At 72.2% G+C, this 11650-nt stretch carries 15 protein-coding genes and 1 pseudogene; 10 read left to right on the top strand and 6 right to left on the bottom strand.

Annotated elements, in window-relative coordinates:
- The first annotated feature begins 9 nt into the window (after positions 1-9).
- From BLW76_RS14830 to BLW76_RS14820, 3 genes are all read left to right on the top strand, one after another.
- Entirely contained in the window at positions 10-1182 is a 1173-nt protein-coding gene (locus BLW76_RS14830; RefSeq protein WP_091307397.1) for a phytase, read from the top strand.
- Positions 1183-1251: 69 nt separating this feature from the next.
- Positions 1252-1752: a SigE family RNA polymerase sigma factor gene (locus BLW76_RS14825; RefSeq protein ID WP_091307394.1), complete on the top strand. Its 501-nt coding sequence runs from the start codon at positions 1252-1254 to the stop codon at positions 1750-1752.
- Positions 1749-2723, top strand: coding sequence for a hypothetical protein (locus BLW76_RS14820; RefSeq protein WP_091307393.1), 975 nt, complete (start codon positions 1749-1751; stop codon positions 2721-2723). Before BLW76_RS14825 ends, BLW76_RS14820 begins: the two co-directional genes overlap by 4 nt.
- On the opposite strand, the gene BLW76_RS14815 is transcribed toward BLW76_RS14820, so the two are convergent.
- Positions 2713-3651 carry a hypothetical protein gene (locus BLW76_RS14815; protein WP_091307390.1) on the bottom strand — a complete coding sequence of 313 codons (939 nt, stop codon included), beginning with the start codon at positions 3649-3651 and terminating at the stop codon, positions 2713-2715. The genes BLW76_RS14820 and BLW76_RS14815 overlap by 11 nt on opposite strands.
- A 131-nt stretch (positions 3652-3782) precedes the next feature.
- Here BLW76_RS14815 and BLW76_RS14810 point away from each other — a divergent pair, with 131 nt between their 5' ends.
- Together BLW76_RS14810 and BLW76_RS14805 are read left to right on the top strand one after the other, a co-directional pair.
- Complete coding sequence (locus BLW76_RS14810; RefSeq protein WP_091307388.1) at positions 3783-4349, top strand: putative glycolipid-binding domain-containing protein; 567 nt, start codon at positions 3783-3785, stop codon at positions 4347-4349.
- Positions 4346-4732 (top strand): PPOX class F420-dependent oxidoreductase, encoded by a 387-nt coding sequence (locus BLW76_RS14805; protein ID WP_091307385.1) that lies wholly within the window; start codon positions 4346-4348, stop codon positions 4730-4732. The genes BLW76_RS14810 and BLW76_RS14805 overlap by 4 nt, the downstream gene beginning before the upstream one ends.
- On the opposite strand, the gene BLW76_RS14800 is transcribed toward BLW76_RS14805, so the two are convergent.
- Both BLW76_RS14800 and BLW76_RS14795 read right to left on the bottom strand, forming a co-directional pair.
- Positions 4716-5267: a GNAT family N-acetyltransferase gene (locus BLW76_RS14800; protein WP_244170170.1), complete on the bottom strand. Its 552-nt coding sequence runs from the start codon at positions 5265-5267 to the stop codon at positions 4716-4718. The two genes, BLW76_RS14805 and BLW76_RS14800, sit on opposite strands and share 17 nt — an antisense overlap.
- Positions 5264-5845 (bottom strand): TetR/AcrR family transcriptional regulator, encoded by a 582-nt coding sequence (locus tag BLW76_RS14795; protein WP_091307381.1) that lies wholly within the window; start codon positions 5843-5845, stop codon positions 5264-5266. The genes BLW76_RS14800 and BLW76_RS14795 overlap by 4 nt, the downstream gene beginning before the upstream one ends.
- 75 nt (positions 5846-5920) lie before the next feature.
- Here BLW76_RS14795 and BLW76_RS14790 point away from each other — a divergent pair, with 75 nt between their 5' ends.
- Together BLW76_RS14790 and BLW76_RS14785 are read left to right on the top strand one after the other, a co-directional pair.
- Positions 5921-6493, top strand: a complete 573-nt coding sequence (locus BLW76_RS14790) for a dihydrofolate reductase family protein (RefSeq protein ID WP_091307379.1) — start codon at positions 5921-5923, stop codon at positions 6491-6493.
- A gap of 62 nt (positions 6494-6555) precedes the next feature.
- Positions 6556-7447 (top strand): annotated as a pseudogene (locus BLW76_RS14785) (IS982 family transposase).
- A 20-nt stretch (positions 7448-7467) separates the two neighbouring features.
- Here the strand turns inward: BLW76_RS14785 and priA are convergent.
- Positions 7468-8205 carry a bifunctional 1-(5-phosphoribosyl)-5-((5-phosphoribosylamino)methylideneamino)imidazole-4-carboxamide isomerase/phosphoribosylanthranilate isomerase PriA gene (gene priA, locus BLW76_RS14780; protein ID WP_091307377.1) on the bottom strand — a complete coding sequence of 246 codons (738 nt, stop codon included), beginning with the start codon at positions 8203-8205 and terminating at the stop codon, positions 7468-7470.
- Positions 8206-8241: 36 nt separating this feature from the next.
- On the bottom strand, positions 8242-8859 hold the full coding sequence (gene hisH, locus BLW76_RS14775) for an imidazole glycerol phosphate synthase subunit HisH (RefSeq protein ID WP_091307374.1): 618 nt from the start codon (positions 8857-8859) through the stop codon (positions 8242-8244).
- Positions 8860-9041: 182 nt separating this feature from the next.
- On the opposite strand from hisH, the gene BLW76_RS48510 reads away from it, so the two are divergent.
- Genes BLW76_RS48510 through BLW76_RS14765 form a run of 3 tightly spaced genes read left to right on the top strand, consistent with a single transcriptional unit; the run spans position 9042 to position 11022 of the window.
- Positions 9042-9218, top strand: coding sequence for a hypothetical protein (locus BLW76_RS48510; protein WP_167384608.1), 177 nt, complete (start codon positions 9042-9044; stop codon positions 9216-9218).
- Positions 9219-9266: 48 nt separating this feature from the next.
- The gene (locus tag BLW76_RS14770) at positions 9267-10439 is read left to right on the top strand and encodes an acyl-CoA dehydrogenase family protein (RefSeq protein WP_091307370.1); all 1173 of its coding nucleotides are present in this window, start codon (positions 9267-9269) and stop codon (positions 10437-10439) included.
- Positions 10440-10476: 37 nt separating this feature from the next.
- Positions 10477-11022 (top strand): NIPSNAP family protein, encoded by a 546-nt coding sequence (locus BLW76_RS14765; RefSeq protein ID WP_091307367.1) that lies wholly within the window; start codon positions 10477-10479, stop codon positions 11020-11022.
- On the opposite strand, the gene BLW76_RS14760 is transcribed toward BLW76_RS14765, so the two are convergent.
- Positions 11008-11622, bottom strand: coding sequence for an NUDIX hydrolase (locus tag BLW76_RS14760; protein ID WP_244170169.1), 615 nt, complete (start codon positions 11620-11622; stop codon positions 11008-11010). The two genes, BLW76_RS14765 and BLW76_RS14760, sit on opposite strands and share 15 nt — an antisense overlap.
- Positions 11623-11650 lie beyond the last annotated feature (28 nt).

The following is an 11650-nucleotide window of genomic DNA, read 5'->3' as shown; positions in this document are numbered from 1 at the left end:
CTCCTCCCGGTGGCCGTGGCCGCCGCCTCGCTCCTGACCGCCGTCCCCGCTTCCGCCGCGCCCCGCGACCCGGCGCCTGTCCTGCAGACGCAGGCCTTCGTCGACGACGCCGGGGCCACCCCGGCCGGCGCCGACGCCGACGACCCCGCGATCTGGGTGCACCCGCACGACCCCGGACGCAGCGTCGTGCTCGGCACCCTCAAGGAGGGCGGCCTCGCCGTGTTCGACCTGGGCGCGCGGACCCTTCAGCTGGTCCCCGCCGGGCCGGGCGGGCGGTTCAACAACGTCGACGTCGTCGGCGACCTGGCCGTCGTCAGCGATCGCGGCCGGGACCGGGTCCGCGTCTACCGGATCGATCCCGCGGGCTCGGCCGCCGGCGCGCACGTGCTGCGGGACGTCACCGATCCCGCCGCCGCGCCGGTGTTCTCCGCGTCGGAGTCCGAAGTGGACGAGCAGCGGACCGCCTACGGCCTGGCCGCGGGCCGGGACCCGCGCACCGGCGTCCGGTGGGTCGCGGTGACCCGGCGGCACGAGACGCGCGTGGCGCTGCGGCGGCTGGTCGACCGGCCGGACGGGACGGTCGGCACCGCCCCGATCGACACGGTGGACCTGCCGTCGGAGTTCCGCCTGCCGGACGGCTCGACGTGGTCGCCGTGCGAGGAGCCCGGCGAGGGACCGCAGCTGGAGGGCTCGGTCATCGACGGCCGGGTGCTCTACACCGCCCAGGAGGACGTCGGGATCTGGCGGATCCCGCTCACGTCCACCGGCTTCGGGAAGCCCGAGCTGGTCGACCGCGTGCGCTCGTTCGGCGTCCCGCAGCGCTGGGACGCGGCAAGCGAGGAGTGCGTTCCGGACGGCCCCGACCCCGGCTTCGGCGGCCGGTGGCTGACCGCCGACGCGGAGGGCCTGGCCGTGGCGAACGGCACGCTGTTCGCCTCCAGCCAGGGCGACTCGCGGTTCGTCGTGTACGGCAGGCACGTGCGCGACCTGCGGATCGTCGCCGGCCGCGGCACGGACTCGGTCGAGCACTCCGACGGCTCGGCGATCAGCACCGCGTCTCTCGGCCACCGCTTCCCGCACGGCCTCCTGGTGGTCCACGACGGCGAGCGCCGTCCGGCCGTGGGCGACCTCCCGACCACCGGTTTCGCCTTCCTCCGGCTGGAGGACGTCCTCGGGCGATAAGAATCTTCCGTCCGCCGTGCAGCGGCACGGCCCCCTCATGCGTCCACAGGAGTGACCGAGAGGACGCGTGTGACCTTCGAAGAGTTCGTGGCGGAGCGGCTGGACGGGCTGCTCCGCTACGCCACCGTCCTGACGAACGACCCGCACCTGGCGCAGGACGTCGTCCAGGACGTCCTGCTGCGCGCCCAGCAGCGCTGGGACGGCATCGCCGCGCCGCCGACGTACGTCCGGCGGATGATCACCAACGAGTACCTCTCGTGGCGGCGGCGCGCGGTGCGGCGGCTGGTGCTCAGCAGCCACGACGACCTCGACGCGCTCGGCCCGCCCGAACCCGACCCGGCGGCCGCCTACGACGAGCGGGACGCCATGCTCGGGCTGCTCGCCACGCTGCCCCGCAAGCAACGCGCGGCCGTCGTGCTGCGCTACTACGAGAACTACTCCGACGCCGAGATCGCCGCGGTCCTGCGGTGCGGCGTCTCCACCGTGCGCAGCCAGATCTCGCGCGCGCTGACCACCCTGCGCCACGCCGGGTTGCCGCACACCGCCGTCACGACCGGAGCCCCCGAATGACCCGCACCGAGTCCGAGACCGAGACGCTGATCCGGGAGAGCCTGGACCGGCTCGCGACCCGCGCCCCGGACGGGCGGGCCGTGCACGAGGCCCTCGCGCGCGCCGGACGGCCGCGGCGGCCGTCGACCCGGCTGGCACTGGTGGCCGCCGCCGTGGTGGTGCTGGTCCTCGGCGCCGTCGCGGGGACGCAGCTGCTGACCCGGCCGGACCTCGAGCCTGCCGCGAGCCGCCCGGTGCTCGGCTACGGCCCGGAGTGGCTGCCCGGCGGCTTCACCGAGCAGTTCCGCGAAGGCGGGCCCGGGACCACCCCGCAGGTCCGGCGGTGGGTCGCCGGGCCGGCGTCGATCACGCTGACGGCGTACTCGACCGCCGACCCGGAGTGGTCGCAGGCCGCGCTGAAGATCGCGGCGATCAAGGACCAGGTCGTGGTGCACGGCCGGGTCGGCATGGTCACCGGCTCCGGCGTCGCCGCGGAGCTCACCTGGCTGGCCGACGACACGCACGTGCTGCGCGCGTCGATCGCCGGGCTCCCGGACGCCCGCGCGGTCGCCCAGCGGGTCGCCGACGCGGTCGCCGCCGACCCGGTCGGCGTCCGCGGCGAGGTGCGGTTCGGCCCGCTGCCGCCGGGGCTGGCCGAACGCTCGGCCGCGGTGCAGGGCACCGGCGCCGGCACCGCGAGCACCGAGCTGACCGCGGCGGACCCGGCCCGGCCGTCGGTTCCGCTGCTGCGGGTCACCGCCGGCCCGAACCCGCCGACTCCGAAGGTGGCGGTGTCGGTGACCGTCCGCGGCGGCGAAGGCTTCTTCGTGGCGCCGGCGGACGGGAAGGACCCGATGGTCTTCGTCCGGCTGCCGTCGGGGCGCTGGCTGCGGGTGTCGGGCGCGCGGCCGCAGGCCGAGCTGGTCGCCGTCGCGAACGGCGTCCAGCTCGACCCGGCACCCGACTACCGCTGGCTCGGGACTACCAGTTGATCATCGGGAACCAGATGATCCCGAGCCTGCCGAGCACGCGGACGTCCCAGTAGAGCAGCGTGAACGTGCCGCCGACGAGCAGGGCGACGCCGGTCACGGTGGCGATCCGGGCCGGTTTCGCGGCCAGCCAGCGCTGCACGCGGCCGCCCGTCGCGTACGTCAGGATCAGGAACAGCACCGCCATGACGACGATGTTGCCGAGCGACTGCAGCGCGAACGCGGCGGCGCCGTAGAAGACGTTGTGCTGCTCGGCGGCGTCGCGGAACATGATCCGGAACAACGGGTACGGCCGTCCGATGAGGAACCCGCCGATGAGCGCGCCCATCAGCACCAGCGGCGCGGCGGGGTGGCGGCGGGTGAAGCTCTCGAAGGGGTTGCGGAGGATGCCGAGGGCGATCAGGCCCATCAGCAGGAAGATCACGCCGACGATGCCGAAGGCGACCATGGACTGGATGCTGCGCGGGGAGAGCCCGGAGGTCTTCGCGGTGGAGAACTGCGGCATCCGCGTGCCGACGAGCGCGACGATCACGCCGTAGACCACCGACACGGTGAGCATGCCGGCGGAGATCCAGCCGAGCGGCTTGAGCGCGCTGCGCTTCCCGCCCGCCTGGTCGCCCACCAGCGGCGCGACGGCGCCGAACGCGGCGATGTTGCAGGCGGTGAAGGAGCCCGCGAGGCCGGAGACGAACGCGAAGAGCGTCCCGGCGACGACGCCGCTGATCGGCGTGGCCTTGGCGTCGTGGCCGAGGAGGCCGTTCGCGACGCTGTCCCCGATCACGGAGTCGACGAACGGCGCCGACCAGATGGTGGTGAGCACGAACCCCGCCACGATCGCCGCGACGGCGATGGCGGCCCGGCGCGCCGGATAGGGCCCGGCGCCGAAGAAGCCTGCTTGCGGATGAACCGGAACCTGCTGTTTGACCGCCATCTACGCCCTCCAGGATGCGGGAATGCAGCCCACGAAGCGTTGCAGGCGCAGGTGTTGAAACGCTTCGGCCAGGCGTGTGGGGTTTTGGCGCCGAAAGGCCTAGGCACTTTTCCCGCCGGTTACGGTGGGCCATGACCTTCCCCGGCAGCGCCGCCTGGCGGCACGAAGACGCCCGCACCGGCTTCGAAGTCGCCCGGTTCCGCCGGCAGGACGGCGGCTGGCTCGTCGAAGGCGCCACGAGCGCTGTCGAGGACGGCGTCGCCTGGGCCGTCCGGTACTCGCTGACCGTCGATCCACAGTGGACACTGCGGTCGGCGCGGATCGGCGGCCTCGGGGCACGGGAGCTGACGGTCGAAGCGGACGGCCGCGGGCACTGGCGGCTCGACGGGGAACCCGCGCCGCACCTGGACGGCTGCCTCGACCTGGACCTCGAAGCCTCGGCGATGACGAACACCTTCCCGGTGCACCGGCTCGCCCTGCCCACCGGCGCCCGGGCCGACGCGCCCGCCGCCTACGTCCGCGCGGCCGACCTCGGCGTCGACCGGCTGGAGCAGACCTACGAGCACCTGTCGCCCGGCCGGTACGCCTACGCGGCGCCGGCGTTCGGCTTCGCGTGCGTCCTCGAATACGACGACACGGGCCTGATCACCCGCTATCCCGGCATCGCCGTCCGCCACCCGGCTACGGTGGGCGCATGACCTCCGAGACCGACCGCCTCGCCGCCGAGCGCTACGTCGTCCTGACCACGTTCCGGCGCGACGGGCGGGCCGTGCCGACCCCGATCTGGGTGGCCGGCCGCGACGGCGAGCTCGTGCTGTGGTCGGCTCGGGACACCGGCAAGGTCAAGCGCATCCGCAACAGCGGCCGGGTGGAGGTCCAGGCCTGCGACGTCCGCGGGCAGAAGACGCACGGCGCGAAGGTGTCCGGCCAGGCCCGGCTGCTGGACGCCACCGAGACCGAGCTGGCCCGGCGCGCGATCGCCCGCAAGTACGGCATCGTCGGGCGCGTCACGATGTTCTTCTCGAAGCTGCGCGGCCCGGAAGACCGGACGGTCGGCATCGCGATCAGTGTGGACGGCTGAAGCCGCGGAAGCCGCGCCGCAGGTAGTTCGGCAGCGCGTTCGGGTGATCGAGCGTCGAGGTGTGCAGCCAGACGCGCCGCGTCCCGGGCAGCGCCCACGCGTCGGCGACGACGAGGGTGAGCGCGAACCCGCCGAGTCCTTTGCCGACGAACTCCGGCAGCAGGCCGAACGTGGTGATCTCGACGGCGTTCCCGGGCTGTGGCTCGAAATCCGCGGCGCCGGCGATCTCACCGCGGTACTCGATCAGCCGGTATTCCCGCTGCGGCGCGGCGAGCCAGCGGTCCCATTCGACGTCCCCGCGAGTCGCGCTCGGCCACCGGTACGGCGTCCCGATCCGGACGTGCAGCGCGCGGACCAGCGGCCCCGGCCCGGTGGTCCGCAGCCCGACGCCGTCGACGAGCGGGGCGGGGTTGAGCTGCTCGGGCGCGGTCATCTCGAGCTGGGTGACGATCTCCTCCACCCGCGGCAACCTACGACGGCCGGGGATCGCTGTCAGCCGCTTTTCGGCGTCAAGCCGCGCCGCGGCGTCGATCACGCCGGCTGCCCGGCCAGCAGCCGGTCCACCAGCGCCGTGACGAGGTCGTGGCGCTCCCGCTCGGTGAACAGGTCGGGCAGCGTCAGCCGTTCCATGATCAGCCAGTTGAGCGCCAGCCACAGCAGGACCACCATCGTGCCGTCGCCGGGCAGGCCGGACTTCTCGTGGTACTCGACGTTGAAGTCGACGTCCGCGCGGATGCGGCGGGTCAGCACGGCACGCAGCTCCGGGCGGCGCGTGGCCTCCAGCCGCAGTTCCAGCAGGGCCACGAACCCCGTCGGGAAGGCGGCCACGCGGTCGACCAGCTCGTGCATCAGCTCCGTGACGCGGGCCCGGTCGCGCGAGCCCGCCAAGCCGTCCGCGAGAACCGCTTCGTCGATCAGGCGCTCGTACACGCGCTCCCCCGCGTGCGTGAGGATTTCGTCACGGCTGGCGAAGTAGTTGGACGCCGTGCCGACCGGCACCCCGGCCTGCTGGTCGACCGCGCGGAAGGTGAGCCCGCGCGCGCCTTCGTTGGCCAGGACCTCGATCGAGGCGTCGAGCAGGGCCGCCCGCCGCTCGGGGTTGCGTCGCACCATGACGTTGACACCACTCCAGATGTAGTACTACGGTTCGAACCACTTCAAGCAAAGTACTACATCCGGAGTTGATCTGTGCGCAAGCTCGTGTACTTCGTCGGCGTCAGCATCGACGGCGTGATCGCCGGACCGGGCGGCGAGACCGACTTCCACCCGCTCGACCCGGACATGGTCGCCCACGTGCGCGCCGAGTACCCGGAGACCATGCCGGTGCACATCCGGCCGCTCATCGGGATGGCCGCCGACACGCCGAACCGGCGGTACGACACGGTGCTCATGGGGCGCGGGACCTACGTGGTCCCGCAGGCCGAAGGCGTCACCAACCCGTACCCGCACCTGCGGCAGTACGTCGTCTCACGGTCGCTGACCGAGGCCGACCCGGCCGTCACCCTGGTGCCCGGCGATCCGCTGGCGCTGGTGCGGCGGCTCAAGGCCGAGGACGGCCTGGACATCTGGCTGTGCGGCGGCGCGGACCTGGCCGGGCAGCTGCTGCCGGAGATCGACGAGCTGGTGGTCAAGTCCTACCCGGTGGCGGCGGGCGGCGGGCTGCCGATGTTCACCGGTGGCTTCGGGCCGCGCGCGTTCACGCCGGCGGAGGTGCTGACGTTCGGCCACGGCGGCACGATCACCACCTACCGCGCGAGCTAGACGAGTAATGCGTAAGTCCGGGTGGTGACCGGAGACGGACGAAGGGTGTCCAAGATCCGTTTGTGACGACAGACCTGAACACCCTTCTCACCGCACTCTACGTCAAGATCGACGACCACCTCGCAGGCCGGCGCCGAACGGGCAGACCACCGAAGCTGACCGACGCCGAGCTGGTGACCCTGGCCGTGGCCCAGGCGCTGCTGGGGTTCACCTCCGAGGCCCGCTGGCTGCGGTTCCTGCCCGCCCGGATGCCCGGCGCGTTCCGCTACCTACCCGGCCAATCCGGCTACAACCGCCGCCTGCGCGCCGCGTTACGCTGATCAAGCACGTGATGCGCTGGCTGGCGGCGGACACGGACTTGTGGACCGACACCACCTGGATCGTCGACTCCACCCCGGTCGAGTGCGGCCGATCCCGGCCGACGGTCCAGCGTTCGGAGCTGGCCGGGTGGGCCAAGTACGGCTTCTGCCGCTCACACTCGCGCTGGTTCTGGGGACTGCGGCTGCATCTGGTCTGCACCCCGGCCGGACTCCCCATCGCCTGGGCCCTGGCCGACCCGAAGGTCGACGAGCGGAAGGTGCTCATGGCCCTCTGCGACCACGAACCCCACCTGCTCACCGAGCGTCCCGGCCTGCTGATCATCGCCGACAAGGGCTACGTCTCCCGCGAGCTCGACCACTACCTCACCGAACGCGGGATTCGGCTGATCCGCCCGTCCTACCGCAACCGCCGCCCCACCCCGGCGAACCGCTGCTGAAGTCCATCCGCCAGCTCATCGAGTCGGTCAACGACACCCTCAAAGGCCAGCTCAACCTCGAACAGCACGGCGGCCGCACCATCGAAGGCGTCGGAGTCCGCATCGCCCAACGCCTCCTGGCCCTCACCGCCGCCATCTGGCACAACCGCGCCACCGGCCAACCCACCACCCGGTCCCTGACCGCCTACGACCACTGACCAAGTTACGCATTACTCGTCTAGACCTTCGCGACCGCGGCGAGCGCCTCCGGCAGCGTGAACGCCCCGGCGTACAGCGCCTTGCCGACGATCGACCCCTCGACGCCGTCGGACGCCAGGCCCGCCAGCGCGACCAGGTCGGCCACGCTCGACACCCCGCCGGACGCGATCACCGGCGCGTCGGTGCGGGCGACGACGTCACGCAGCAGCTCGAGGTTCGGGCCGCGCAGCGTGCCGTCCTTGCTGACGTCGGTGACGACGTAGCGGGACGCGCCGTCGCGGTCGAGGCGCTCGAGGACGTCCCACAGGTCGCCGCCGTCGGAGGTCCAGCCGCGGGCCGACAGCCGGTGGCCGGCTTCGGTGATCCGCACGTCGAGGCCGATCGCGACGCGGTCGCCGTACTCACCGATGACCCGGCTCGTCCACTCCGGGTCCTCGAGCGCGGCGGTGCCGAGGTTGACCCGGCGGGCGCCGGTGTCCAGTGCGGCCTTCAGGGACGCGTCGTCGCGGATGCCGCCGGACAGCTCGACCTGGACGTCGAGCGTGCCGACGACCTCGGCGAGCAGCTCGCGGTTGCTGCCCTTGCCGAAGGCGGCGTCGAGGTCGACCAGGTGGATCCACTCGGCGCCGTCGCGCTGCCAGGCGAGCGCCGCCTCCAGCGGGCTGCCATAGGAGGTCTCGGTGCCGGCCTCGCCCTGGACGAGTCGCACAGCCTGGCCATCGGCCACATCAACGGCGGGAAGCAGCGTGAAAGTCACGCGGGTAACTCTAGGGCGGCGCCCCGGATCACCCGGTCAGAGGGTCGCCAGCCAGTTGCGCAGCAGGTGCGCCCCGGCGTCGCCGGACTTCTCCGGGTGGAACTGGGTGGCCCACAGCGGCCCGTTCTCGACCGCGGCGACGAAGTCCTCGCCGTGGTGGGCCCAGGTGACCTTCGGCTCCTGGCCGACCAGGCCGTCGAGCTCCCACCGGCGCGCGGCGTAGGAGTGGACGAAGTAGAACCGCTCGTCCGGGTCGAGCCCGGCGAACAGCTGCGAGTCCGCGGGCGCGCGCACGGTGTTCCAGCCCATGTGCGGCAGGACGTCGGCGTGCAGCCGGTCGACGACGCCGGGCCACTCGCCGGTGCCCTCGGTCTCCTCGCCGTGCTCGACGCCGCGGGAGAAGAGGATCTGCATGCCGACGCAGATGCCGAGCACCGGACGGCCGCCGGCCAGGCGCTTGCCGATGATCCGGTGCCCCTGCACGTCCAGCAGCCCCGCCATGCAGGCGGAGTAGGCGCCGACACCGGGCACGACCAGGCCGTCGGCTTCGACGGCGGCATGCGGGTCGGCGGTGACCTCGACGTCGGCCCCGGCGCGCGCGACGGCGCGTTCGGCGGAGCGGAGGTTGCCGGAACCGTAGTCGAGGATCACCACACGAGACACGCCACCCAGCGTAGCCGCAGCGCCCGGCGACCTTCGACCGAATAGGCCTGCCACACGACGGTCGACGACCGGAAAAATCTTGGAGAAGCCCGTTTGACCGTCCCGCACACCGGGTATCAAGTCACCCGATCGTGTGCCTTCAGCCGCCACGACCGGACGCCAGGGAGGCGAAGATGGCCGAGGACGATGTGCTGTCCCAGATGCTGCACGCCTGGCGCGACGACATCGAAAGCGTGCCGTTTCCGCAGTTCAGCGAGCTGCTGATCCCGCGCCAGCAGACCCGGCCCCGGTGCACGCCCGGCGCGTCTGCCGCGCGCGTGACGAACGCCACGCGGAGAACAGACGCCTGACTGTGGTTTCCTGCGGTGGCCGCATCGACGCGTCCTCCGGGAGTCCTCATGTCCAGTGCCCCTGATCCGCACGACTTCCTCGACCTCGACGCCGGGCTCGCCGAGGAGGAACGCGCCATCCGCGACGCCGTCCGCGCGTACGCGAAGGACCACCTGCTCGACCACGTCGCCGACTGGTACGAAACGGGCGCACTCCCCGCCGCGGAGCTGGCGAAGGGCTTCGGCTCGCTCGGCCTGCTCGGCATGCACCTGGAGGGCTACGGCTGCGCCGGCACCAGCGCCGTCGCCTACGGCATCGCCTGCCGCGAGCTCGAGGCCGTCGACTCGGGGCTGCGCAGCTTCGTCTCGGTGCAGGGGTCGCTGGCGATGTACGCGATCCACCGGTGGGGCAGCGAAGAGCAGCGGCAGGAGTGGCTGCCGCGGATGGCCACCGGCGAGGCGCTGGGCTGCTTCGGGCTGACCGAGCCGGATGCGGGCAGCGACCCGGGCTCGATGCGGACGCGCGCGGTGCGCGACGGCGCCGACTGGGTGCTCTCGGGCACGAAGATGTGGATCACCAACGGGACCGTCGCCGACGTCGCCGTCGTCTGGGCGCAGACCGACGACGGGATCCGCGGCTTCGTCGTCCCGACGTCGACGCCGGGCTTCACCGCGAACGAGGTCAAGCACAAGCTGTCGCTGCGGGCGTCGCTGACGGCGGAGCTGGTGCTCGACGGCGTCCGGCTGCCGTCGTCGGCGGCGTTCCCCGAGGTCCGCGGCCTGCGCGGGCCCCTGTCCTGCCTGAACGAAGCCCGCTACGGCATCCTGTTCGGCGTCGTCGGCGCGGCGCGCGCGTGCTACGAAGCGGCGTTGGAGTACACGCTCTCGCGGTCGCAGTTCGGGAAGCCACTGGCCGGGTTCCAGCTGACCCAGCGCAAGCTCGCCGACCTGGTCGTCGAGGTCAACCGCGCGGGGCTGGTGGCGCTGCAGATCGGGCACTTGAAGGACGCCGGGCAGTTGCACCACAACCACGTCAGCTTCGGGAAGCTGGCGAACGTCCGGTCGGCGCTGGACGTGGCCAGGACGGCCCGGTCGATGCTGGGCGCCAACGGGATTTCGCTGGAGTACCCGGTGATGCGGCACATGGCGAACCTCGAGACGGTGCTGACGTACGAGGGCACCGAGGAGATGCACGCGCTGTCCCTCGGCCAGGCCGTGACGGGGCTGCCGGCGTTCCGCTGATCCGTTTTTGTCGGTGGTGGCCGCTAGCGTGCGCGGTATGACGTCAACCGACTTCGAAACCGTTTTGGAGCTCCGTCGCTACACCCTGCACCCGGGGCGGCGCGACGAGCTGATCGAGCTGTTCGAGCGCGAATTCGTCGAGCCGCAGGAGGCGGCGGGCGCGCACCTGTTCGGGCTCTTCCGCGCGCGGGCGTCGCCGGACGAGTTCGTGTGGCTGCGCGGATTCCGCTCGATGCCCGAGCGCAAGGCGGCGCTGGAGGAGTTCTACTCCGGCCCGGTCTGGAAGGCCCACCGCGCGGCGGCGAACGCGACGATGGCCGACTCGGACAACGTGCTGTTGCTGCGCCCGGTCCGCCGCGGCCTGGCGGCGCCACCACCGGGCGCGGGCGTGCACGTCACGATCTCCCCTGGTTCTTCACCGGCGCCCGAGTCGGCGTTCGCGGCGTTCGAGACGGAGCCGTCCCCGAACACGTTCCCGCGGCTGCCGGTCCGCACGGACGGGCCGTTTTCGGTGTGGTTCGGCCGGACCGCGTCGGAGTCGTCGTTCGAGCTGGTCCCGACGTCGCGGTCACTGATCCGCTGAGAGGAGCCCGATGAGCCCTTCGGGGTAGAGGATCTTGCCACCGTCCCGGAAGTCCCGGACGTCGACCCAGCGCGCGGTGGCGGGGTCGTCGATGATCTTCATGGCTTCGCGCCGGTAGAAGCGCTCGTCGACGAACTCGGCGGCGAAGACGAAGGCGATCTCGTGCCCGGGCTGGTCCCGCCAGTCGAAGACGTTCTCGAGCACGCCAAGCCGTTCACCGACGGCGATCTCGGCGCCGAGCTCCTCGAGGAACTCACGCACAAGGGCGGCTTCGGCGTATTCACCGAACTCGATCCCACCCCCGAGCGGCCGGTAGAAGGTCTGGTCCTTGACATCATCGTGCGCTTCGAACACGAGAAGGGCGTCCCCCCGCCGGATGACGGCGAGCACGATGGGCCGGATCGATGGCATGCCGGTGACGCTAGCGGCCCGAGCCTCCCTGAGAACGAGCCGTCCCACCCACCCGACCCCGGCCCCGGCAAGCACCCCGACAGCCAGCCAGGCCCACGACGCCCCGAACACCCCGGCCACAGCGACGACCACGATCCCGACGGGAGGCACCACCCAGGGCGAAAACCCCATCCCCACCTCGTTCCGCACACCTCGACTGGGCCTGAATGCTGACCTA

Origin of the sequence: Amycolatopsis tolypomycina, assembly GCF_900105945.1 — a bacterium.
In the GTDB taxonomy this organism is placed as follows: domain Bacteria; phylum Actinomycetota; class Actinomycetes; order Mycobacteriales; family Pseudonocardiaceae; genus Amycolatopsis; species Amycolatopsis tolypomycina.
The sequence above is the reverse complement of the archived record's forward strand: the minus strand, read 5'-3'. Positions and strand labels throughout refer to the sequence as shown.

Coding starts and splice junctions, on each gene's coding strand:
- BLW76_RS14820 (WP_091307393.1), top strand. CDS start 1,749: ATGACCCGCACCGAGTCCGAGACCGAGACGCTGATCCGGGAGAGCCTG.
- BLW76_RS14815 (WP_091307390.1), bottom strand. CDS start 3,651: ATGGCGGTCAAACAGCAGGTTCCGGTTCATCCGCAAGCAGGCTTCTTC.
- BLW76_RS14810 (WP_091307388.1), top strand. CDS start 3,783: ATGACCTTCCCCGGCAGCGCCGCCTGGCGGCACGAAGACGCCCGCACC.
- BLW76_RS14805 (WP_091307385.1), top strand. CDS start 4,346: ATGACCTCCGAGACCGACCGCCTCGCCGCCGAGCGCTACGTCGTCCTG.
- BLW76_RS14795 (WP_091307381.1), bottom strand. CDS start 5,845: ATGGTGCGACGCAACCCCGAGCGGCGGGCGGCCCTGCTCGACGCCTCG.
- BLW76_RS48510 (WP_167384608.1), top strand. CDS start 9,042: ATGGCCGAGGACGATGTGCTGTCCCAGATGCTGCACGCCTGGCGCGAC.
- BLW76_RS14770 (WP_091307370.1), top strand. CDS start 9,267: ATGTCCAGTGCCCCTGATCCGCACGACTTCCTCGACCTCGACGCCGGG.
- BLW76_RS14765 (WP_091307367.1), top strand. CDS start 10,477: ATGACGTCAACCGACTTCGAAACCGTTTTGGAGCTCCGTCGCTACACC.